The organism is Paenibacillus oceani (genome assembly GCF_014705615.1).
GTDB classification, from domain to species: domain Bacteria; phylum Bacillota; class Bacilli; order Paenibacillales; family NBRC-103111; genus Paenibacillus_AB; species Paenibacillus_AB oceani.
This window is the reverse complement of record NZ_JACXJA010000022.1, coordinates 50,280-73,184: the sequence shown is the minus strand read 5'-3', so window position 1 is coordinate 73,184 and position 22,905 is coordinate 50,280. Positions and strand designations below refer to the sequence as shown.

Annotated in this window: 17 protein-coding genes; 7 read left to right on the top strand and 10 right to left on the bottom strand. The window is 56.5% G+C overall.

The genetic code is table 11. The features are described 5' to 3' along the window. Nucleotides 1-114: 114 nt before the first annotated feature. Nucleotides 115-993 carry a sugar phosphate isomerase/epimerase family protein gene (locus tag IDH45_RS17385; protein ID WP_190929395.1) on the top strand — a complete coding sequence of 293 codons (879 nt, stop codon included), beginning with the start codon at nt 115-117 and terminating at the stop codon, nt 991-993. Between the two features lie 237 nt (nt 994-1,230). On the opposite strand, the gene IDH45_RS17380 is transcribed toward IDH45_RS17385, so the two are convergent. Then, the gene (locus IDH45_RS17380) at nt 1,231-1,416 is read right to left on the bottom strand and encodes an AraC family transcriptional regulator (RefSeq protein WP_190929394.1); all 186 of its coding nucleotides are present in this window, start codon (nt 1,414-1,416) and stop codon (nt 1,231-1,233) included. Nucleotides 1,417-1,487: 71 nt separating this feature from the next. On the opposite strand from IDH45_RS17380, the gene tnpA reads away from it, so the two are divergent. Next, nucleotides 1,488-1,688, top strand: a complete 201-nt coding sequence (gene tnpA / locus IDH45_RS34105; RefSeq protein ID WP_223836746.1) for an IS66 family insertion sequence element accessory protein TnpA — start codon at nt 1,488-1,490, stop codon at nt 1,686-1,688. Between the two features lie 683 nt (nt 1,689-2,371). Here tnpA and IDH45_RS35295 read toward each other — a convergent pair. The 4 genes from IDH45_RS35295 to IDH45_RS34100 form a co-directional block, all read right to left on the bottom strand. Next, nucleotides 2,372-2,620 carry an SDR family oxidoreductase gene (locus IDH45_RS35295; RefSeq protein WP_397327082.1) on the bottom strand — a complete coding sequence of 83 codons (249 nt, stop codon included), beginning with the start codon at nt 2,618-2,620 and terminating at the stop codon, nt 2,372-2,374. Continuing rightward, nucleotides 2,614-4,281, bottom strand: a complete 1,668-nt coding sequence (locus IDH45_RS17365) for a b(o/a)3-type cytochrome-c oxidase subunit 1 (RefSeq protein ID WP_190929469.1) — start codon at nt 4,279-4,281, stop codon at nt 2,614-2,616. The genes IDH45_RS35295 and IDH45_RS17365 overlap by 7 nt, the downstream gene beginning before the upstream one ends. Before the next feature lie 81 nt (nt 4,282-4,362). Continuing rightward, nucleotides 4,363-4,833, bottom strand: coding sequence for a cytochrome c oxidase subunit II (locus IDH45_RS17360; RefSeq protein ID WP_190929393.1), 471 nt, complete (start codon nt 4,831-4,833; stop codon nt 4,363-4,365). 22 nt (nt 4,834-4,855) lie between these two features. Then, on the bottom strand, nt 4,856-5,062 hold the full coding sequence (locus tag IDH45_RS34100; RefSeq protein WP_223836745.1) for a cytochrome c oxidase subunit 2A: 207 nt from the start codon (nt 5,060-5,062) through the stop codon (nt 4,856-4,858). Between the two features lie 295 nt (nt 5,063-5,357). Here IDH45_RS34100 and IDH45_RS17350 point away from each other — a divergent pair, with 295 nt between their 5' ends. From IDH45_RS17350 to IDH45_RS17330, 5 genes are all read left to right on the top strand, one after another. Beyond that, the gene (locus tag IDH45_RS17350) at nt 5,358-6,728 is read left to right on the top strand and encodes a YheC/YheD family endospore coat-associated protein (protein ID WP_190929392.1); all 1,371 of its coding nucleotides are present in this window, start codon (nt 5,358-5,360) and stop codon (nt 6,726-6,728) included. A gap of 14 nt (nt 6,729-6,742) precedes the next feature. Continuing rightward, complete coding sequence (locus IDH45_RS17345) at nt 6,743-7,885, top strand: YheC/YheD family endospore coat-associated protein (protein ID WP_190929391.1); 1,143 nt, start codon at nt 6,743-6,745, stop codon at nt 7,883-7,885. Nucleotides 7,886-8,009: 124 nt separating this feature from the next. Continuing rightward, nucleotides 8,010-9,380: a YheC/YheD family endospore coat-associated protein gene (locus tag IDH45_RS17340; RefSeq protein ID WP_190929390.1), complete on the top strand. Its 1,371-nt coding sequence runs from the start codon at nt 8,010-8,012 to the stop codon at nt 9,378-9,380. Continuing rightward, nucleotides 9,381-10,535 (top strand): YheC/YheD family endospore coat-associated protein, encoded by a 1,155-nt coding sequence (locus IDH45_RS17335; protein WP_317891229.1) that lies wholly within the window; start codon nt 9,381-9,383, stop codon nt 10,533-10,535. Nucleotides 10,536-10,626: 91 nt separating this feature from the next. Continuing rightward, nucleotides 10,627-11,793, top strand: coding sequence for a YheC/YheD family endospore coat-associated protein (locus IDH45_RS17330; RefSeq protein ID WP_223836744.1), 1,167 nt, complete (start codon nt 10,627-10,629; stop codon nt 11,791-11,793). A 189-nt stretch (nt 11,794-11,982) separates the two neighbouring features. Here the strand turns inward: IDH45_RS17330 and IDH45_RS17325 are convergent, their stop codons facing one another. From IDH45_RS17325 to IDH45_RS17305, 5 genes are all read right to left on the bottom strand, one after another. After that, nucleotides 11,983-13,374 (bottom strand): ABC transporter permease, encoded by a 1,392-nt coding sequence (locus tag IDH45_RS17325; RefSeq protein WP_223836743.1) that lies wholly within the window; start codon nt 13,372-13,374, stop codon nt 11,983-11,985. Beyond that, nucleotides 13,365-14,075, bottom strand: coding sequence for an ABC transporter ATP-binding protein (locus IDH45_RS17320; protein ID WP_190929388.1), 711 nt, complete (start codon nt 14,073-14,075; stop codon nt 13,365-13,367). Before IDH45_RS17320 ends, IDH45_RS17325 begins: the two co-directional genes overlap by 10 nt. 28 nt (nt 14,076-14,103) lie before the next feature. Next, the gene (locus IDH45_RS17315) at nt 14,104-15,057 is read right to left on the bottom strand and encodes a D-alanyl-D-alanine carboxypeptidase (RefSeq protein ID WP_190929387.1); all 954 of its coding nucleotides are present in this window, start codon (nt 15,055-15,057) and stop codon (nt 14,104-14,106) included. A 975-nt stretch (nt 15,058-16,032) separates the two neighbouring features. Further along, nucleotides 16,033-17,634, bottom strand: a complete 1,602-nt coding sequence (locus IDH45_RS17310) for an amidohydrolase family protein (protein WP_190929386.1) — start codon at nt 17,632-17,634, stop codon at nt 16,033-16,035. A gap of 704 nt (nt 17,635-18,338) precedes the next feature. Continuing rightward, nucleotides 18,339-22,892 (bottom strand): X2-like carbohydrate binding domain-containing protein, encoded by a 4,554-nt coding sequence (locus IDH45_RS17305; protein ID WP_190929385.1) that lies wholly within the window; start codon nt 22,890-22,892, stop codon nt 18,339-18,341. Nucleotides 22,893-22,905 lie beyond the last annotated feature (13 nt).

Genomic DNA, 22,905 nt, shown 5'->3' with positions numbered 1-22,905 from the left:
CAGTACATTGATTTTCAAGGTTGTTGATCATGAATTATTTTTCAATAATAAATGTGTACAATGACAGCTTCCAAGGTACGCACCCCATTTTTCTACCACAAGGAGGATCATGCAATGCGTTTATCCACATCGACAAACTTGTTGGACAAAGTATTTGACGATTTCGGAGTCATCTCGCCTGAGCGTTGTCTTGAAATAGGCTTGGAATCAGGTTTCAACGTTTTCGACTTTAACTTCTGCGACCAAGGCAGACCAGGTCGTCCGGTTGCACAAGATAACTGGTACGACTCCCTCGTCTCCTTCAAGAAATTTGCGGATGAGCTGGGAGTAACCTTCTCGCAAACCCATCTGCATATGTACGATCCGAATGATCCTAGAATAACCGATCACGGTTGGGAAAGAGAGCTTTTGCAGCGCTCCATCGTCGGTACAGGCATACTCAAAGCAGATTGGGCCGTTACTCATCCTCTCCACGAGTTTAAAGAGAACTATTCCAGACAAGATTATTTGAAATTAAATTTGGACTATTACGGGCCTATTCTCGAAGAGGCAGATAAGCTGGGTTTCGGACTTTCCTTTGAAAACATGGTGCAGTGGGATGGAACGTATGAATATGCATGCAACGGGGAGGATCTTGCCGAGCTGGTCGATGCGTTTAAACGATCTAACGCAGGAGTGTGCTGGGACTTCGGACATGCTAACATTAGCTTTTGCATAAAAGATCAGGCCGACGAGCTTCGATTAATCGGCTCCAGACTTAAATCGACTCATATCGCTGATAATCACGGCCATGCAGATGAGCATCTGGCACCGTTTTATGGTCATGTGGATTGGCATAGAATGATGCGTACCTTAAAAGAAATTGACTATAAAGGTGACTTCACTTACGAGATTCAAGGTTTCTCTAACCCGGTCCCCCTAGAGGTTCGCAGAACAATGACTATTCACGTCGCTGACATCGGAAGATACTTGATTGGTGTATTCAAGCAATAGTATTTTTTATTGGCATTTTTCAAGATGAAGCTCGTTCAAGCGAGCGTTTAGATTTTCACAGCAAAAAGAACCCTCCGAGTCCGGAGAGTTCTTTTTGTGCTACCCTCCGCCTATCCTGTCAGCCGCGAATCCACATGAACGACGATTGATTTGTGGCGCTTCTACAACCAGCTGCTGCATTCAGCACAACGCTCTCGCGCCTTTCAAGCGCATGTTCATTGTGGCAGTAAACACCCGTCAATCAATGAAAATCGATTCGGTTTGCCGGTGCATCGTCCGATATTCCAGCGGCGTCAGCCCCTCCGCTCTTTTGAACTTCCGGTTGAAGTTCGCCTGATCAACATAGCCGACCTGTGCCAGCATATCCTTCAACTTTATATCGGTCGTCCGCAAATGTTGCTTCGCTTGCTCCGTAAGCGTCAAACCCAACCCACCTTCAACGGCACCTCCAATCATGAGAATATAGAGGCAATCCAATCGAGGAGGTTGCCTCTATGTCAACGAAAGAACAGCTCCGTCAACTATGGGCCGAGCGCATCGTCGAGTTCCGCGCTAGCGGGATGACGATGGCTGCTTGGTGCTCCGCTCATCAATGCTCCATCGACCAGTTAAAATACTGGCTGTACAAAGCCAATCGAACATCCTCATCCGTAAAACCTTTCACCTCGCCGGTTTGGGCCCCCTTGCTGTCGTAGATGCTCATTCTGCCGCGGAACCTGTTCTCATTGTTCGTGTCGGCAAAATCTGTATCGTCGTCCGCCCGGGATTTGACCCCCTTTTGCTTCGCGACATCATGCGTGTCCTGGAGGAAGCCTCGTCATGTTAAGCCTTTCCGCTACTCACCATGTCTATCTCGCTTTCGGCGCCACCGATCTGCAAATCGGGTCAACTCTCCCCTACAACAGAAGAATATGCGATCCAACTTGCTAAACTGGAGCAGCAGAATGCCGAGCTGACGCCAAGCTGAACTGGTATGAAATGCTCGCCTGCAACTACCTGCGTGGTGGGTTCATGTTCTTGTCCCTCGACATTAACCGCGACTTACGCTTGTTATTCCGTTACATGACAACTCCTGTTCAGTTCTAGGGTATAGTTTAACATTCACACCCTGAATTTAGTGTTGTAGTGAACTTAAATTTAATCAAGCAATACTGCCCCAAGAAGTTTCCAAGCATTTGACCTTCGGCTATAAATATAGTTTCTTGTCCGAATACGGCAAAGGATATAAGTTCTTGTTTGAACCGAGGACTAGAACTTATATCCTTAAAACGAAAAAACCCGCGATTTACGCGGATTTTTTAGCATACATGTTCTTGTCCCTCAACAAAAAGTCAAATGTTTTGACACTATATTCCCTCAACGGTTCGGTGCTTGGTTCTTACAATAGCTTGATCAGTTGACCGCCATCCACGACGAGACAGTGCCCGGTCACGTAGAGGGACTCGTCGCTCGCCAAAAATAGCGCCGCATCGGCGATCTCTTCCGGCTGCCCGAATTCCATCTTCGATGTCGAGTAGGCTTCCTGATCTCCTTCGTGATCAAAAGTGGACTTTTTGAACAACCTCTTTAACAAAAAAAGCTTTGCCGCAACATACCGGCAAAGCCCCTGCTTTCGTATCACTACCACATCTCAAATCCCGGCGACCCGGGTACGCCGCTGCCTATCATGCCAACCAGCGGAATCGTATAAGCGAAGACGATCAGCACGATGCAGACGCCAATCCAGACGCTCCACCGTTCCAGCAAAGCCGGGGTAGGCTCCGCCGATTCGGCGACTTCCCCGATCGGGTACTCCTCGTGGCCTTTCGGCGCCCGGAGCATGCCGATGATGCAGCCGATCATGATCAGGACGGCCAGGAACAGCAGCACGCCCGATACCGCCATCGCGACATGATACGGAATCCACGATAATGCGTCCGGATGATCGCCGTAAGTCGTGTAAGCCGTTCTGCGCGGAGAGCCGAACAACCCGACCGTATGCATCGCTCCGGACATGAAGAACATGCCGACACACCACAAAATCGTCTGCACGATCCCCCACTTGTTCATGCGCGGCGTCAGCGTGCGTCCGGTCACGACCGGAACGAGCCAATACGTAATGCCGAAGAAAGTCAGCGCGACGCTGGTCGCCACCGTCAGATGGAAGTGCCCGGTTACCCACAGCGTATTGTGCACGACCGCGTTCATCTGATTGCTTGCATTGATGATGCCGCCCGCTCCCGCCGGAATGAAGACGAGCATGCCCATAAACGGAGCGAAAAACCGGACATCCTTCCACGGCAGCTCCTTAAACCAGCCGAACAAGCCCTTTCCCCCTTTGGACCGTCCGTACAGCTCGAACGAAGCGAACAGCGAGAAAGCGGTCATCAGCGAAGGAACGATAACCATAAACGTCAGGACGACCTGGAAATATTTCCAGAACGGGCTGATGCCCGGCTCCATCAGCTGATGGTGAAAGCCTACCGGAATCGAAAATACGATGAACAGCATAAAGGACAGTCTGGCCAAAGCGTCACTGAATATTTTGCCGCCAATCACTTTCGGGATGATCACATACCAGCAAATATACGCCGGAAGCAGCCAGAAATAAACGAGCGGATGGCCGAAATACCAGAACAACGTCCGGCTGAGCAGCACATTGATCGTTTCGACCCAGCCGAACGACCAAGGGATCAGCTGCAGCAGCACTTCCGCCGCGACTCCGATCGTCGCGATCTGCCACAAAATCATCGTCGCGACCGCCATGAAGGAAAACAACGGCGACAGTTTGCCTTTATGCGTTTTTTTCCAGTAGCGGTAGTTGTAAAACATCCCGAACCCGCTGACCCAGCTGCCGACTACAATGAGGGCGAGCGCGATATAGAAAAACGGGGAAGCTTTCAGCGGCGCATAAAACGTATACAATACACTCGCCTTGTTAAGCAGGATGACGACCGTGCCGATGACGGTGCCGATCACCATCAGGACGAAGCCGATCCATCCCATCCGCAGCGAAGTCGGGAGCAGCTTGCCGCCCAGCGTCTTGGACATGCCCGAATACAGAAAACCGATAATGAAAAAGGTGGTAAAAATTAAAGCCATCAATACGCCGTGCGCCGTCAGCAGCTGATAATATCCGATGCCGGCCGGTAACTCGATCAGTCCGCCGCGGACGAGCCCCTGCAGCACACCTGCGATACCGCCGAGCAGAAGAGCCGTGAAGGCGAATAAGAGATGCGCCAGAACGAGCGCCCCGTCCTGACGGTCGAAGCGTTCCGCTTTCTCGCCGCCCTTCCCGCGCGTTGTCATCGGCTCCGCAGCCGGAGCCGCCTGCGTGTCTGTTGCCATATTCATACGATCGCCATCCTTTCCGGACCAGGCCGGATCTGTTTATTTCACGACCAGCGTCGTTTTCATCATTTCATGGCCGATTCCGCAATACTCGTTGCACAGAATCAGATATTCTCCCGGTTTTTTGAACGTATGCGTCGTATGGTTCACCTCGCCGGGCAGCACCATCATATTGACGTTCGTCCCCGGAATCTCAAAGCCGTGAATGACGTCCGGGCTCGTAATCGTGAAATGCACCGTCGCCCCTGCCGGAACTTCCAGCGTACCCGGCGCATAACCGTAAGCGAATGCGGTCATGATCGCCTCATATTCGTTGTCGCCTACTTTCTTTAATACAGGCTTGTCGAAAGGCGCCGTCTCGTTCACCATCGTCGGGTCTATCGAATGATGATGGCTGCTTGGCGGAGCCATCCCCATCGAGAACGTCATCACGCCCAATATGAGCAAAAAAACGACCAGCATGGAAAACCCGAACGTCAGCCAAATTTTTTCCAAACGGTGCATATGCATGCCAATTCCCTCTTTCCCCCCGTTAATTCCGAGCCAAGTACAACACGAACACGGCCAGCCACGTTACAGCGATAAAACCGCCGAGCAGCATTACCGCCGCAAACGTTCCTTTTAATGACGGTTCCGACTTCGAGTGCCGGTCCTGCTGCGGCTGTGAAGCTTGCGAAGCCGATTGCGATGCCGGAACGGCTTGCCGGTTATGATCCTCCTGAGCAGTCGATTGCCCCATATCCGAACGCCTCCTCTCCTACCGCTTCTAAGGCCTGTTGTTGCCCGCTTTACTCTGCTATTGTAGCGGCCCGGAGGAAGTCCGCACTGTGACCAGCATCACTCGCAGCCGCCCGGAGCCGTGAACAATTTGTTACAGCTTGACGCGATGCACAAACTCCGCAAACTTTCCACAAGCCCAGCCGGGGCGAAACGCCGTCCACCCATTCACCAAGGGATATATGTCCTCATATGATGAGAGTAGTCTATGGAAGCAAATCAAATCCGCAAGACGGCTCTTCTAAAGGAGACACACCATGACCAGTACGAAAATGACAATCCATGTGCAAAACATGGGCGGTATGCTTCAGGATCACACGATCGTTCTCGGGGATCGCGCAGTCCGTCAATCCAAAATTCCGACTAGCGGAACCGTCACGCTTAAGTTCGGCGCTTCCAAGCAGCAGGTGAAGGTCGTCTCCGCCTCTCATCTCGACGGCCTGCGCATCGGCGAGCCGCTGGCCCGCAGGCTGGGCGTTCACCATGGAGCCCATGTCGGCGTTTCGTATAGGGCTAGCAGCAAAACGTTGTCGCTTGGTCCGCTGATCGGCGTTTTGATGAGCCGGGTATATAGCGGTACCCCGGATCGTCCGTTCGGAACAAATACGGGGTTTTGCAAAGAACTGGTGGACGCGTGCCATACGTACGGCGCTCTCGTTTACTTTTTTACTCCCGGCGACATCTCATCCGGACAGCAGTCCCTGGAGGGCTGGACCTATTACGGCAGATGGCGCAAATCCAGCTTTCCGATCCCGGACGTCGTGTACAACCGGCTGACGACGCGCAAGCTGGAAAATATGCCGAGCGTGCAGCATTTTATGAAAGAAGTCAAATCCCGTTACGGAAATTACGTGTTCAACGAAACGTACTTGGACAAAACCGACGTCTTTGACGCGCTGAAGCAGGATTCGTCGCTGACCCGGTATTTGCCGGAATCCCATTTGTTCAAAAACTACCAGATGCTCAAATCGATGACGGCCCGCCATCCGATCGTCTTCCTCAAGCCGATTACCGGCAGTCTAGGCAAAGGCATCATCCGGATCAGCCGGCTTGCCGGCCAGTCTTACATGTGCCAGTCTACGAGCTTGAACGGCACGGTCCGGCAGTCGTTCCCGAGCATCGACGCCCTGTTCTCCTCCTTATCCGGCAAGCTGAAGCAGCGCCGCTACCAGATCCAGCAAGGACTTCACCTGATCGAAACGGGAGGAAGACCGGTCGACTTCCGCGCACTCGTGCAGCGGGGACCGCAATGCGTGTGGGGAGTCACCTCCGTGGTCGCCCGGATCGCCGGCAGCAATCATTTCGTCTCCAATCTGGCCCGAGGCGGGACGCTCAGCCGGGTGAAGGAAGCTTTGCAAAAGACGAATCTGAGCGCCGCCCAGCAGCGCGCCGTTAACACTCATCTGCGCAAAGCCGCCCTTGATATCGCCAAAGGAATCGAATCGCACATCAAGGGACATTTCGGCGAACTCGGCGTAGACCTGGCCGTGGATTCCCACGGCAAAGTATGGCTGCTCGAAGTGAACTCCAAGCCGTCGAAAAATGACGGAACGCCGCTCTCCGAAGGCGCCATTCGGCCGTCCGTCAAGATGACGGTCCAATACGCCCGTTATTTGGCAGGATTTTAGCGAAGGTGATAGCGATGAAAGCAACGACAGCGACGCGAATATCCGGCAATACGGTCGGCATTATGGTTTGTCCCTCGGCGGGCGATCCGCCGTTTTCCGAAAAGCAGTATTACCGCCGACTCTCATTGCTCGGTCAGAAACTGGGGCTGGCCGTTTTTGTTTTTTTTCCCCACCGGATCGACTGGGAGCGCAGACGCGTGCTCGGTTACCGCTACAACGCTTCGGGAAGCCGCTGGGAGAAGCGTTTATACCCGCTCCCGGAGACGGTATACGACCGCTGCTTTTACTCGGACGCGAAGCTGTTCGCCGAATTCCGGGAGCCGATCCGCCGCCTGATGCAGACGCCCGGCACGCGGTTTCTCGGCTACGGCCTGAAGGGCAAGTGGAGCGTTCATCAGATGATGATCCGCGACGAGACGCTCTCGCCCTACATCCCCGAGACGGAGCTGCTGCAGAGCCCCGCCGATATCGAGCGATGGCTGGAGGAGAAGGGGGAGCTGTTTCTGAAGCCGCACGGGGGCAGCCAGGGCAAAGGGGTGCTGCGCGTGACCCGGGAGGAGAACGGTTATGCCGTGAACGGACGCAGCCACCGCAACGAAGCGGTGCGCTCGGGTTTCCGCTCCAAGCGCCGGTTGCTGGATTGGATCGCCGCTTTTACCGGAGGACGCAAATATTTGATCCAGCAATACCTGATCCTGACGACGACAGAGGGAGAAGCGTTCGACATCCGGGCGCTCGTGCAGAAAAACCGTACCGGCCGTTGGGAACTGACCGGCATCGCGGTCCGCCGGGGAGCACCGGGGAGCGTTACCTCCAACCTGCACGGCGGCGGCCATGCCGAGGAGGCATTGCCTTTCCTGCGCCAGCAATACGGCCGGCCGGCCGCCGAGACGATCGAGTCGTCCGTCCGCGAGCTGGCGCTGCGCATCCCCTACGTGCTCGAGCAGTATCACGGCCGTCTCGTGGAGCTCGGCGTCGATATTGGCGTCGACACCACCGGGCACGTCTGGATTCTGGAAGCCAATTCGAAGCCGGGCCGGTCCTCCTTCGCCGTATTAACCGACAAGAAGGTGAGACTCGACTCGATCCGCAATCCGATCCTGTACGCCAAATTTCTGATCGATAATCCCGGCAAACGTCATGATCCGTCCCTATAACGCCATCCGGTAATGACTCGCTGCATGTAGAAGCTTATGAACCGGCAGCTTCTGTTTACCTGGTGCGACCATTGTCGGTATATGGCCACCCAAGCTTCTCGCAACCTTTTAGGAGGGTAACTTCATGAGTTTGACAACGTGTACAATCCATTTTGCGGCGCGAACCGACAAGACCGTGTACGTCAGCTCCGCCCTGATGAAGTCGCTGCAGCTGACGGGAACGAAGCCGGTAACGCTCAAGGTGGGAAGCAAGTCTCTGCTTGCGCCGATCAAAATCGTCAAAAAGACCGGGAACCATCTGTATTTGCCGGTTGCGGTCAAAAACGCGCTCCTCGTGCCGCGAAGTGGAACTTGCATGGCCGTTTCGCACGGGGGGCGGGATATTCAGATCGGACCGCTGGTCGGCATCCTGACGAACGCATCGAGCGCCAGCGTCGTGCAGCCGTTTGGCTCCCGTTCCCCGCTGCTTAAGCAATACATCGGCCCCGGCAGCCAGAAATCGTTTTTTTTCGCATTTACGCCATCCGGGGTCAACTGGGCGGCCGAAACCGTCACCGCCTACTTCCCGTCCGGCGACGGCTGGGTCCGCAAGACGGTCCCGCTGCCTGACGTCGTCTACAACCGGCTGTCCAGCCGCAAGGCCGAAAAATCGCTTTCGATCGAAAACTTCAAGGAGCGGTTCGTCCGGAGGGGGACGCCGATCTTCAACTGGAGCTTCTTCGATAAATGGGACGTGTACAACTTGCTGGAGGGCGACAAGGAAGCGTTCAAGCATGTGCCGGAATCACACCTGAATCCGACGTCCGAACGGGTCAAGGAAATGTTGGAGAAGCACCGGTTCGTCTATTTGAAGCCGACCGGCGGCAGCCTCGGCATCGGCATTTACCGGCTGACGTATCATCCGAAGCGCGGCTATTTCGCCCGGTTCCGCCGCAACGGCAAAAATGTGCTGTACCGGTTCGCCCAGTTTGGCGGCCTGATGAACCTGCTGAACTCGCGGAGCGGCAGAATGCGCAATTATGTCGTCCAGCAAGGCATCCGGTTGATCGAGATCGACAGCTGCCCGATCGATTTCCGCTTCCACCTTCATAAAAACGGTCAAAATGAATGGGTAGTCGCCGGAATCGGCGCCAAAAAGGCCGGGAAAGGGAGTGTGACGACCCACGTCAAAAACGGCGGGCAAATAATGACACCCGAGCAGGTGCTGGACCGCGTATTCGGCAGCAAAGCCGATACGATTCTGCAAAATGCCAAGCAGACGGCCATCAAGCTGGCCGAAGCGATCGAGAAAAACAGCCGCCACTTGCTCGGCGAGCTCGGATTCGATATCGGGATCGATCAGAACGAGCGCATCTGGATGTTCGAGGCAAACTCCAAACCGGGGCGTTCCATCTTCAAGCACCCTTCCTTGAAGTCGCAGGGCAAGACGTCTCTCGGTCTCATTTTTGAGCATAGCTTGTATTTGGGCAGGTTTCGGGCTAGGAGGGAAGCGTAAGTGGAATTTTCTGCACAGCACCATCGCCCTCTAATCGGCATTTTGACGATGGACGATCCGGCGGAAATGTTTCGGGGCAACCGGAACAACTTCATCGACATTATCCGGACCGGCTCGGAGCTCGGAGTGTCCGTATGCGTCGTGACCGTCAAAGATTTAAAGCTGAAGCACCGGAAGATGATCGGATACGTATTCGATTCGGCGAAAGGAACGTGGTCTCCGCAAACGATCGGCTTGCCCCATGTTCTGTATAACCGGATTCCGCTTCGCCAGGACGAAGCGCTGCCCGAGGTGCAGCAGACGCTCCAGGCCTGTGTCCGGCATCCGCACATCCGGATGTTCAATCCTGCTTTTTTTAACAAATGGTCGTTGTTCGAATGGCTGAGCAAAGGTAAAACAACGGCGAAATATATTCCGACCACCCGAAAAGTAACGACGCTCCAGGAGTTCGACAGTTTGTTTAAGCTTCACTCCTCGGTTTACTTAAAGCCGATCGGCGGCAAGGCGGGCAAAGGCATTATGAAGGCGGATCGCATGAGCGACCGCCTGGGCCGGAAGCTGGAATACTGCTTGAGCGTACAAGATACAAAAGGCAGCGTCGTTTACAAATATCCGAAGATGTCGCAGTTGTGGGCGAAAATGAAAGAGGAGATCGGACAGGAGGAATACATCGCGCAGCGCGGCATCTCCCTGGCCCGCCATAAGAAGCGGCCGTTCGATCTTCGCCTTCTCGTTCAAAAAAATGCGAAAGGTCAATGGGATGTGACGGGGGTCGGCGCCCGCCTCGCCGGCAAGCTGAGCATCACGACGCACGTGCCGCGCGGCGGCTCGATCGACGACCCGGAGAAGCTGCTCGCCTCCACGTTCGGCATCGACGGAGCCAAAAAAATTATTCAGCGGACGCGCAGAGCGGCGCTGGCGATCGCGCGTCAGGTCGAGAAAAAGTCAGGACATATGCTAGGCGAAATGTCGATGGATATGGGGGTTGACATCCACGGCGGGATCTGGTTTTTCGAAGCCAACTCGAAGCCGATGAAGTTCGACGAACCCCATATCCGCAAAAAATCGCTGGAGAGGATCGTTCATTATTCTTTGTTTCTCATCCGGGCCAAGTCGAGCGCAGGCGGGGGTTACCCCGCCGCCCAATCCAATTAAATCGGACACTGCTTTACGGTGAGCGGACAACCGGCACGCAGAAACGGCGGTTAGGTCCGCTTCCGTACATTCGCAAAGTGGGTGAACCGTCTTGTCAGAACCGTCACTCGGCATTATGACGTTATATTTGAGCGATCGGGCGAATCTGGAAGAGCGAAGCTACTTCCGCAAGCTGATCGTACAGGCCAAAAAGCTGGGCATCCGGGCTTTCGTCTTTACCCCGCAGGATGTGGATTCGAAGGAGCACCGCATCTATGCCCACCATTTCGAACCGACGGCCGGCAAGTGGACGCGCAGCTGGACCTCGTTTCCCCAGCTGATTTACGACCGGTGCCGGTACCAGCCGACGGAGCGGTTCCGCCAGTTCCGCCGCTTCCGGGCTACTTACAGCCAGCTTATTTATTTGAACCGCCCCATCTTGAACAAGTGGGGAATGCATCAATTTTTGGCCAAATCCAGCCGGATCCGTCCGCATCTGCCGGCCACGAAGCAATATGCCGATCACCGCGACTTGACCGAATTCATACGCAACCACCGGCATATTTACCTGAAACCGATTAACGGAACAGGGGGACGGGGAATTCTCCGGATATCCCGTCAGCCGAACGGCCAGTTCTACGTGCAGGGCCGGGACCAGAACCGCCGCATCGTGGCGCCTAAGCTGCTTACCGAGAAGCAGTTGCCCGGCAAGCTCGCTTCATGGAATGTAGCCGGCCGCTACTTGATCCAGCAAGGCATCCAAAGCCGATTGCCTGACGGCCGCGTCCATGATTTCCGGCTGCTCATCCAAAAAAACGGCAGCGGGGAATGGGAAGTAACCGGCTGTGCCGGGCGGATCGGTCCGCGCAAAAGCATTACCTCCAACTTGCACGGCGGAGGCCAGGCCATCTCGATGACGGAGCTGCTTCGACGGAGGATGCATTCGGAGGAGAAGATCGAGTCGATCCGCAGCAGCGTTTACGAGCTCGGCGAGGAGATCGCCAAATCGGTGGAAGGTCATTTCGGCCGGCTGTGCGAGCTTGGCATCGATATCGCGATCGATCCGAGCGGCCATCCGTGGGTGCTCGAGCTCAATCCGAAGCCGGCACGCGAGGTGTTTGCCCGGATCGGGGAAAAGGAAACGTACGAGAAAGCGATCTCTCGCCCGCTCGAGTTTGCACTATGGCTGCATAAGCAGGACACGGTTTCGTCCGCTTCGTTGCGGAGAAAGCGGCGGCGTTCTTCCGCCCGCTCCGGTCCGGTCCCAGGACGCAAATAAATCCGTCAGGCGCTGCCGCGACTGCAATAAAAACGGGGATGTCCCCATCTTCAAACGAAAAGACCTCAACTTCCACACTGCAACACGTGGAGGCTGAGGTCCTTTTTCTAGAGGAACATCGGTTCGAGGCAAGGTTCGAAAAATCGCCAAGCGACTTTGGAGACAGTCCCGTTCCGGCATGCCGGCGTTTTAAATATCGCGCCGCAGCGCCTTCAGCACATCGACCCGCGTCGCCCGGACAGCGGGACGCACGCCGGACAGAATGGCGACGAGCAGGCTGATCGCGACACAGATCAGTGTTAGCGCCGGAGGAATGTCGGAGAAGCGCAGACCTTCCGGCGGATTGCTGTCCAGCAGGCCGCGGACGATCTGGGGCAGCGCCAGATTGACGGCAAAGCTGACGGCGTAAGCGACCGCCGTCCCGATCGCCGCTCCCATAATTCCGATATAGGCGCTTTCGATCAAAAACACGCTTTTGATCGTCCTCGGATGAGCGCCGATCGCTTTCATTACGCCGATATCCGGCGTTCGTTCGGTGACGGCCATCGTCATCGTGTTGTAGATGCCGATCGATGCGATCAATACGGCGATCGTACCGACGAGGATGAGGCCGATCTTCATAATGAGGAACACCGCGTTGACCTGATCGAGCTGATCAACGATCGAATACGTCGCATAGTTTGCCGTCTTAAGCCGCTCGACGATCGATTTGACGTTCTCCACACGGTCCGCATACACATAGACTTCGTTGTATATCCGGGGTTGTCCGAGCGATTCGGGAGCTGGGTCCTCGGGATTTTTCGACGTCATGGCGCCGTATGCGGTCTGTGTGAACGATTCGATCTGCTTCATGACCCGTTCGTGGATGTAGACGTAACGATCCTGGAGCCATTCCCGGGAGGGCGCTTTGCCGATCCCGACGATCGTGACCGGAACCGCGAAACTTTTCGTTTCCTCGCCGAACCGCTGCACCACCTGTACATTCATCGTTTTCCCGATTAACGACTTCGCCTTGTCGGATACGGTTTTTTCGCCTTTGACCGCAGCAGGCTCTTCCGCATCCGCGTTATCTTGCCGCTGCTCCTCCATCTGCTTCCGTTCCTCGGGAGTCAGCATCGATTCCGCAAAGTTGAAGCCGATGACAATCTCGAAGTCCTGTTGCGGCATCCGCCCTTCCGCCAGCTCGAAGCCGGCCTTCGCCTCGGACGGCATATCGACGACAACCGCCTGTCCGTGGCCTTGAAGCTCGCCGATCCGGAATTCCGCCGACTGCTGGACCCCGTATCGTCTCGTCACCGCCTTGACATGGTCCTGCGATTCCATATACCCGATCTCGTCATCGCCGATCTGCCGGAACGATTTCTCGGATTCCTTCACGCCGTGCACCATAATTTGCGTCAGCAGTCTGCCCTCCGTTATATCCGCGACGACCGATTTTTGCAGGCCGAAGCCGACGGAAGCGAGCACGATCAGGAAGGAGCAGCCGATCGCCGTCGCGAGCACGGTCATAAATACCCGCGACCGGTTTTTCTTCATATTTTGCCGGACAAACCGGAACCTGTCCTTCCACTTCACAGCCATCCTCCTCCCGTCGCCTGCAGCGGCACTCTTTCGAGCCGGCCGTCGCGAATCGTCAAGGTGCGGTGTCCGATCGAAGCCACCTGGTCATCGTGCGTAATGATCAGAAACGTCTTGCCTTCGTCCCGGTTCAATTCGCGGATCAGCTCCAGCAGCGACCGTTCGTTGTCCGAATCCAGACTGCCGGTAGGCTCATCTGCGAGCAGGATCGGAGGATTCGCGATCAGCGCCCGCGCGATGCCGACCCGCTGCTGCTGACCGCCTGACAGCTCGCCCGGATAATGGGTCCCGAACGACTCGAGTCCGACGCGTTCCAGCATCGCCCTCGTCTTCCGTCTACGATCCTTCTCGCTCGCCCCCTTCAGAATAAGCGGCAGCTCCACATTCTCGTATGCGGTCATGCTTGGAATCAGTTGAAAGCTCTGGAATACAAATCCGAATTGGGCAAGCCGGAAATCCGCCCATTGCCCTTCGCTAAGCCGCGTCACCTCTTGTCCGGCGATCCGGATCCCACCGGTCGTAGGGCGAATATAACCGCTGATCAGGTTGAGCAGCGTCGATTTGCCCGAGCCGCTTCGGCCGACAATCGTCACAATCTCCCCTTCTCCTACCCGCATATCGATTTGATGAAGGACCGGAACGATGCGCTCGCTGCCTCTTTTGCCGATGCGGAACTGATGGCTTACTCCGTTCACTTCGATCATAGCTGCCTCTCCTCCTGTTGCTTTCTCTTTATTTGGCCGGCCGGCTTGCTTTCTCCAGTCCTTGCTGGAGCAGCTTCCTCGCGTCCGGGTACACATCTTTGTTCGTTGATTGCAGCACGACTACGATCACCTGCTTCCCGTCCTTGGAAGCGGAAGATACGAGACAATACCCCGCCTGGTCGGTAAACCCGGTTTTGATGCCGGTAGCTTCTTTCAAATAATTGGCTCCCCCCGGCTGAAGCAGCAGATTCGTATTCGTCAGCTGTAGCTTCGCGGACGGATTCGCGGACGTCTGCACCGCGGCCGTATAGCTGGCCGGCTGAACCGCCTGCCGGAACAGCTTGTTGTTCATCGCTTCTTTGGCGATCAGCGCCAAATCTTGCGCCGTGGAATAATGTTTCCTCTCGTGTAAGCCCGTAGCGTTGACGAAGTTCGAATGAGTGGCGCCCGCTTTCTTGGCCCGCTTGTTCATCAGCTTGACGAATTCAAGCTGCGCTTCTCGGATGCCCAGCTTCGGATTACCTGCCGCTTTCCGCCCGATGTACACCGCAATCGATCGCGCCGCATCGTTGCCGGACGGCAGCAGCGCCGCCTCCACCAGATCGAACAGCTTCAGCCGCTGGCCCGGACGCAGCCCCGCCCGGCTCTCCTCCGGGTCTTCGGGTGCGACCTCCTCCCCGACCGTGACCAGCTCATCGGGCTTGCCCAGCTCCAGAGCGAGCAAACCGGTTAAGATTTTGGTCGTGCTTGCCGGATACGCCCGCTCCCGCTCGTTTTTGGAATAGAGTGTCTTGCCGTTTGCCGCATCTATGACAAGGGCGTGGCTGGCCTGAATGCCATCCGAAGCGAGGATCGCTCCTCCGCCGCCGATCGTGCGGTCCATCCATCGTTTAGCCTTGGACATGTATTCCTCGCCGAACGTGTTGCCGGCTACCAGAATTAGCAGTGCGATGCCGAGCGCGGCAACCGTTAAACGTTTCATTCTTCAGCTCCCTCTCCGCTTTGATCGTTACCCAGTGTAACGGACAATGTTTAATCGAAAACGAAGAAAGGTTTAAATATTCCTTAACATTCTCTTCAGATCGTTATGGGAAGGGAAATAGGTACGCCAAAAACGTCCGGTCTATTCTTTGCCAGGCAAACCCGTTCCACCCCGAGAGGGGAATAGCTACCTTCGCTTCGCTCCTGCCGCTCGTTGAAGTCGTGTCATCAAGAGGAGGTGCAGCCTCGTTGAACGTGTTATATAGGTATGGGGGTCTATAACTGGCCTAGCTGAGACGAACTGCGTATGGCCAAAATCAGGTTAAATCGCCAAATAAGGGTCTTTGGCACCCTTTATTTTCGGCATTTCACCATGGCCGAGGCGAATAGAAGCGGTTTGCACCCCTTATTTCAACCAGTTGGCGGGCGGTGCACCCTTTTCGCTGATTTTAAGAGTCTCCAATCGCTCTTATTCCGTGCCAACGCCAGTATTTGGACAAAATAGAAGGTACAAACCATGCTTATTCTTGTTCCTTTCCATGCCCATATGCAAAGGGACATACGAACGAGCTGACACGAGGCACGGCCTGCAACACTTTCAGGCTCATCTAGTAAGCTTCCAATCGAAGCGCTGCCCTCAGTCGACCGCGACGAAGACCTTCCGTTAGCGTTAACGGCAGCTTTTCTTCGTTCAGAGTATCCCGGTTGGCTTTAACACTTCTACGAACTTGAACATTCTGATCATTTAACCGCAACAGGGGGTGTCCCAAAAGTACTCACGTAACATGGAGCGTCCCGATTTCCAAAACGAAGGACCTCAAACTCCACTATACAGTGGAAGCTGAGGTCCTTTTTCTTGAGCAAAATCAGTTTGAGGGGGCTCGCAATATCGCAAAATCGTAAAATGATCTTGAAGACAGCCCTGCCGAAGCGCGCGCTGCCGACGCCGCGGTATTAATGCGCGCTTAGCTATAAGCTACACGAGGCAGCGGTCCCACAGACGTTTCATATTGCCGCCGAACAGCGCCTTCTTGTCCTCGATCGGCAAATTGGCGTAAGCCAGCCAGCCGACCTGGGGCCGGGGGTCGCGCATCGGGGAATCGGTGCCGAACAGCACCTTGTCCGCGCCGGTTTCGCGAACCAAATATTCGATTGCGCCAAGTGTAACGGACGTGTACGTGAGCTGGAGATAAACGTTCTTGTGCGCCTTCGCCGTTTTTGCATACAGCTCGGCAATCTCGAAGTTCCTCGCCCCGTGATCCATAAAGATCGCTACCTCCGGATAACGACTCGCCAGTTCCTCAATCTGTCCGACGTACTCCCCGTCGCTTTGGCCCGCCGGATCGACGAGGGCGTACAGCTTGCGTTCATTGCCCAGTTTCCACCAAGGCGCGAATACCGGGTCGGTGTAAGGAATATGCGACAAGTAAAAGTACGGCTTCATTCCTCTGAACCGTTTCTCGAGATGCCATCTCCGCGCTTCCGCTTCGACGTCCTCCACATAATTCGGATCGATCACGGCATACCCCTCGACCTCCTCGGGATATTGGCCGATAGCCAGCTCGGCGATCCGGTTGCCCGCCTCCGAATCGCCGCCGTTGATACCGGCCCACGGAGCGATCGACATTTTCCGGATGCCGATCCGGCGGTACAGCGCGATCATCGCGTCGATACCCCCTTGCAGCATCGGAAAACCGCTGCCCGTGCCGCCGCCGTCTTCGATCAGATGGGTATGGGAGTCGTACACCGGGATGGTGATCGGCAGCCCACGGGAGGCGGCTGACGTGACCTCGTCCTGTTCCGGAAGCGCCGCTTCGGGAGGAGCCGTACCGAGCAGCTTCGCCAGATTGCCGCCTGCGATAAGCCGCTTCGCCTCTTCCGGAATCCGCGCGTAATCGATCAGCGCACGGGCCGCGCCGGGGCTTTTGAACGGCATACCGCTGCCGAACAGCAGCCGCTCGGCGCCGAATCGCTCGTAGGCGGTCTCAATAATCGCATTGCTTTGCAATGCCGAGAACTCGATCCGTACGTTCGGATGTTCATCGAGCATCGGGAACAGCCGGCGTTCCTGGCTCCAGCTCATCCCCAACAGCACGACGGCCAGATCGGGATGGCTGCCGGCAATGCCGGCAACGGCGGATAAAGAGACTTCCGCTGCATCGACCAGCAGCGGAATCCGCTCCTGCTCCAGCACACCGAGCAGCTTGCCGATCGTCCTCTGGTCCGGATCGTAGTGGTGGCTCTTCGGAAACAGCTTGACGGCGCGCATCCCGCTATGCCGCAACTCCTCCAGAAATTCCGCGGGCGCCGGAAAGTCGCCCAAATGGTCGGGCATCGCCGCCAGACAGCCGAACAGCCGCGGACTTTTGGCAAGCTCTTCCGGGAGCAGCCGGTTGCCGTATACCGGCGAATGCGATTTGGCCATCCCGTGGTAGACGAGCGCCCCGGCGATTCCGCACCGCTTCATCTCCGCGAGCAACTCTTCCGTGCGCCACATTTGCAGACGGTGCTTGTAGCCGATTTTCCCGACATTGGCATTACAATCGAAATAGTGCAATTGCTGCTGTTCTCCAGTCATCGTTTTCTCCGCCTTCCGATCGGTTGGTCCGGTTATTCCGGGTATTTGATGGTTATCGTTTATCCTGTATGGGTTATCTCGGGACATTCATTTCCATACATGTAAAGAGGCTTTCAGGGCAGCTGTTCCCGCCGTATGGGCCGTGAGCCGCTCTTCCTCCATGCAGTCCACATGCCGTTCCTGACTACACGGTCTCCCGTGCGCTTGTGCCCTGTTCCGGAAATAAAACTTCCGCTAACGCAGCCTGATACGCCTAACCCTGTACTTAACGGAAATTTCGTTTCCGCTATTTCAGCAAAACCGCGCCTAAACGTTGATTTTCAGCGAAATAGAGGAAACGTTTCTTCCGGTATTCGGACCGAACGACTCATTTCACAGATTCGCGGAAGTTAAACTTCCGGTAACCGAGAAGATCCAGCAACATACGGGCGAAACTGCCGGGTGCTTAACATCCGGTACGGTCAGAACGACGATACCACATCTTGAAATGGATCAGCGTACCGCCAAAGCTCAGGGTCAGGCTCAGGCTCACTCACCCTAAAATCCTGCATTGCACGAGAAACCGGCATTTGATCACCTAAACGAAGGTCAATGATGATCTTCCGGCACTCCTTACGCGATGTTTTGGGGCATCTGCCACTGCGAGGCTCACACCCAATAAGGCTCCTAACGCTAGATGCTTGCACCCTGTCGCCCTACACCGCTCAGCCTCCCCACTTCGCCAGGATGACTCCGGCATCCGCGCCGATCGCCGCATAAGCGGCCTCTGTCAGAAGCCCTTGCTGGAGCACCGACGGAGCGCCGATATACGCCAGCATATCCCGCATGTAGTCGGCTGCCGTCGCCTGCTGGCCTTGCCCGGCCAACAGCCCGATTATACTCAGCCGGTACAGGAGCTGGCCGGATAACACAGCCGACATCCGTCCCGAAGACGCTTCCCCCTCGATCCGCCCGCGCAACTCCTCCAAGAGAAGCGCCGCCGATTCCCAGGTTGCCGTCAGCGGAATCCGGAAAGCCGCCCCTTCCGCGATATCGTACGCATACCCCGCAGCCATATCCGCATCGTTCGCATATTGGCGGATCAGCGTTTTGTCGCCGATCGAAAGCGCATAGCCGCCTCCTGCACGCTCCTGCACCGACTTGATCTCATACGCGGCGTTCCGCGTTCCGTCGTTCTCTACATAGATATGCGCCCGCTCCGGAAGCACGCCCGGCGACAAAGGTGCGTCTGCCGCGACGACGATCTCATTCTCCAAAACTAGCTGCTTCGTAAATCCGGCAATGCTGCCTTCCACAGCGGCCAGGGAAGTGGCGATCAGCGATTGACCGTTAGCCTGCAATACGGTTCCGTCATGCATATAGCCGTACTCCGGCTGGCCGCCGCGCTCCGAGACTACCCCGAAAAACCCCTGGAACGTCAGCTTGTCGTCGACTGTGTAGACGATGTCCGGGTTCAGAGCGTTCACGATATAGTCGGTTCGGCCGTCGGCAAGCACCACCTTGATCGCAGCGGCCTCCGAGCCGGTGACGACAGCCGCGCCCGCCTTTACCTGAACCGGAGCTATCGATTGGATGTACCGGCTGCCCCGGTAAGGCTCGATAACGGAGGCGAACAAGGAGTCCAGGTTTTGTCCGGCGCGTCTGGCAAGGACGTAACGCAAGCTCTCGGGATTACCCGGCTTGTTCTGCGGCGGGATGCCGTCCGCCAGCGCAACCTCGTCGAACGTGCCCATCATCGTCAGCCGAAGACGCACATCGGTCGGCGCTCCCATCCCTAACCCGTATACGTTCCATGTATCTTCGACGCCCCAGTCGACGCTGAATGCGTTCGCTGGCGAATCGTCCCGCTCGACCCGCTTCAAGTAGTGGAAGCCGCTGCCCATATACCCGGTGCCTTCCACGCTGTCCACGCGCTGGCCGTACTCGACGTTCGGTCCCGCATACGTGCCGGCCGGCTGTGCCGTCAGATTCAATCCGTCCGTCGTAACCCCGCCTTCCGCCCCGTGAAAGCTGAAATGATGCTCGCTGCCGCCCTTCACCCGGAACAGATCGACGATGTACGAGTTCGCGTCATCCACCCGGATCGACGCCGTCGTCCGCCGGTACGTCTCCGTCTGCGGATACACATCGTCTGCTTCCACATCGATCAGTTTGACACGCTCCCCGTCGTCGAAATGAAGCGGCGTCGACACCCATTGGGGCTGCTGCTGCGAGCGGTCCACGACGACCGTATTATGGCTCACCGTATTGCGGACGAAATGAAACCGGTGCATATCCCGGCTGTCCGTAAATTCCGGATACCCGAGATCCGGCGACAAATCCAGCCCGAAAGCGTGCAGACCGATATTCAGCGCATCCCGGTGCCCATGATAGATCGTCCGCCCGTAATACATCCACAAATCGCGCAGCGTCTCTTCCGACGCCGTGCCGTCGCGAAGCGCCGTAAAGCCGTAGCCGGTCAAATTCGTGCTCTCCTGCTTCAGCGGTCCGTGCGCGGCGATTACGGAACCGATCTGTACGGCGACGCCTTCCGGATCGGACGAGAAAATGTCCCCGTGAATGCCGGCGGTGCTGTTTCCGTTCAGAAAGTAGGCCATCTGCGCAAACCCGGGATCGCCGAACGTCTGGAACGCTTTAACGTAATGGTCGAGACTGAGCCATACGGCCGGATTGCCCGTCCTGCCCGAATCGCCGATCGTCGGCATATAGTTGTCGCTTAGGACAAGCGGGGACAAACCGCTGAACAGTGTTTTCAATTTCAAATTGCCGTACAAATCCGCACCCGGGTACAAATCGTAGCCCTGCAAAATATCCGCCGTCGTGCGGAACTGGTTCAGCCAATACGAATTGTATTCCGGGGAAGCTTCGTCCGGATGACCGTCCCGGTCGACCCTATTCACGAGCGAAGGAAGCACGTTGCCGCCCGTGACGCGGGCCGGATTGTACAGCGCGCCGCCCGCCTGGAACGTAAAGTCCAGCCATTCCTTCGTCTGCGGCAGCGTATCGTACACGACCGCCGCCATCGCCAGCGCGCTCTGATGCATGCCGGTATTGCCGAGAATATCGCCGTTTCGGACCGCCGGGTACACTTGGCTGACGATCCGGTCCTCAATATTGCGCGAGATCGCCGCTCCGTTTATTTTCGGATTGTCCAGTCCGAGCTCGCCCGCCTTTTGATGCAAAAACGCAATCAGCAAACCATCCTCGCGTTCCGGGAAAAACGCGTCGTAAGCGCTCAGCAGCTCCTTGATCAAAAACGTTTCCCAGATCGCCCCTACCGCTTTGCCTTTGCCTTCCGCCCCGTTATGGAGATAGGGCGCTTTATAGACGGACGTATCGAGCTCCGGGTATACGTCGGCGATCCGGTCGAGCATTACGAGGCCGGCCCGCGCATATTTCGCGTCTCCCGTGTACAAGTAAGCGTCTCTCATCGATTTCAGCGCATCGACGAGGAAGGCGTTTCTCTCCCCGTACCAGACGAACCGGTGCACGTAATAAGCGATGAACGGATACCGGTTGCCGCTGCCGTCCACCCAGCCGAAGCCGTCGTCGACGCCCCAGCCGGGCCCCTTCTCCGGATACAGCGTATTCACAAGCAGGCTGCGGTCGGCAAGCTCCGGCCGGAATATCCCCTTGCCGTCCAGACCGCTCTCGTAGTAGGCGCCGAAATCGTTCGTCGGGAATTTGTAGCCGCTGCTCGGATCGACGATCTTCCAAGGCTCGTTGATCGGATCTCCCTGATACGGATAAGCGCCGAACCGGTCGATGTCGCGTCCGGTAACGGGACTGCCCATCTTTTCGTTCACCGCGTAGCTGCGGGGAAGCGTCTGCGGCGGGACCGCCTTCCAGAAAAAGTCGTAGCCATCCTGCGCAAATCCGTCCGACTGGAAGTACGTCTCCGCTCTCGTCACCGCGGCATTGCGCAGTTGACTTGCCCAGCCGTAAGCCATCACGTTGCTTCGGGCCGCTTGCACTTTGGCAGGCGTATAGATCGTGCTGCGCGTTTTGCTGCTTGTGATTGCCTTAATGTCAATCGTAATCGACGAAGCCTCGCCGCCTGTGAAATCAAAATGGACGATGTAGGTTTGCGGCGGTAAAGAGTTCAAGTACGGCTCCCGAAACGTCACATCTAAGCCGGACACCGTATACGCCTCGCCCTCCGGAAGCGGCGAGCCTCCGATGCGCAGCCCGCCCATCGTGCCTGCATAAGCGGACACCGTGACGGTTAAAGGCTGCGGAGCGGACGCTTGCTTGTAATACATCAGCGACGGTACGCTCAAGCCGGTCGAATCGGTAACGTTCAGCTCCACTTGACGTTCCTCCCCTTCATCGAACACAAACGTCAAAACTGCGGTTCCAGCCGGCTGCCCGGCCAAATATTCCTTCTTCAGGACGATCTCGCCCGTTGTCGCTGTGTAATCTCCTCCCGGCTGCAAAACGTAGCCGCCATTGCGGATCTGCAGCAAGCTGTTGCCGTTCGCCGTCACCCGGAGCGAAATATCTTGCTGCCGTGCCGCGTTTTTATCGAACTGGGCGGCGGTTGGCTCGACGACAGAGTTGCGGATCACCCGGGTCAAGGAAACGTCATCGTACCAGATCGTCCCGGCTCCGCCCCTCATATGTACGGCCACGTGGGCGTACTGGGCGCCAGCCGGAGCGGTTTCCTGCATCGCCGCCCGCGACCAGCCGGCTGCGGAACGGTCCACATCGAGAACTTTCTGCGATAGAAACCCTGCGGCATTCGGAGCCGAATACCAGGCCAGCAGGATGAAGGCGCGCCCGGTTACGTTTTGCGGGTTGAAGTAGCTGCTGAATTCGTACAGCTTGCCCGGCTGAACCGGAATGTACGATTGGGAGAAGAAGGCAATCTCTGTGCTGCCCTGCGTGATCAGCTTGGCCGACCGCGAGCCGGTATGGCTGACCGCCGCGTCCCATTCCCACGTGCCGGCCGCGCCGCGCGACCAATCGTCTGGCGCGGCGGCGCCGATTTCGAAGCTTGCATTTTTCACCAGATTAACCGGCTCCGCTGCTGCCACAAATCCGTTAATCGCCAGGATCTCCAATACCATGCACACAACCAGCAATGCCGCGATCGCTGTCCGAGTAACCGCAGCCCGGCCCCGGCCCGATCGCCATGATTCGCGCAGTATCCCGCTGGCCCCGCCGCGCCCCCGCCATGTGCCGATTTGGTGCAGCCTGCAGAGAACGCCTTTCCGATATTCGCTGTTCCGATCCTTCCGATCTTTCCGCTCCGTCAAGAGAATCCCTCCC

Excerpts from the sequence above, each read along its gene's own strand:
- IDH45_RS17320 (WP_190929388.1), bottom strand. The coding sequence starts at position 14,075 with ATGATCGAAGTGAACGGAGTAAGCCATCAGTTCCGCATCGGCAAAAGA.
- IDH45_RS34100 (WP_223836745.1), bottom strand. The coding sequence starts at position 5,062 with ATGGGGCAATCGACTGCTCAGGAGGATCATAACCGGCAAGCCGTTCCG.
- IDH45_RS17340 (WP_190929390.1), top strand. The coding sequence starts at position 8,010 with ATGAGTTTGACAACGTGTACAATCCATTTTGCGGCGCGAACCGACAAG.
- IDH45_RS17345 (WP_190929391.1), top strand. The coding sequence starts at position 6,743 with ATGAAAGCAACGACAGCGACGCGAATATCCGGCAATACGGTCGGCATT.
- IDH45_RS17385 (WP_190929395.1), top strand. The coding sequence starts at position 115 with ATGCGTTTATCCACATCGACAAACTTGTTGGACAAAGTATTTGACGAT.
- IDH45_RS17325 (WP_223836743.1), bottom strand. The coding sequence starts at position 13,374 with ATGGCTGTGAAGTGGAAGGACAGGTTCCGGTTTGTCCGGCAAAATATG.
- IDH45_RS17350 (WP_190929392.1), top strand. The coding sequence starts at position 5,358 with ATGACCAGTACGAAAATGACAATCCATGTGCAAAACATGGGCGGTATG.
- IDH45_RS17315 (WP_190929387.1), bottom strand. The coding sequence starts at position 15,057 with ATGAAACGTTTAACGGTTGCCGCGCTCGGCATCGCACTGCTAATTCTG.
- tnpA (WP_223836746.1), top strand. The coding sequence starts at position 1,488 with ATGTCAACGAAAGAACAGCTCCGTCAACTATGGGCCGAGCGCATCGTC.
- IDH45_RS17360 (WP_190929393.1), bottom strand. The coding sequence starts at position 4,833 with ATGCATATGCACCGTTTGGAAAAAATTTGGCTGACGTTCGGGTTTTCC.
- IDH45_RS17310 (WP_190929386.1), bottom strand. The coding sequence starts at position 17,634 with ATGACTGGAGAACAGCAGCAATTGCACTATTTCGATTGTAATGCCAAT.
- IDH45_RS17365 (WP_190929469.1), bottom strand. The coding sequence starts at position 4,281 with ATGACAACGCGCGGGAAGGGCGGCGAGAAAGCGGAACGCTTCGACCGT.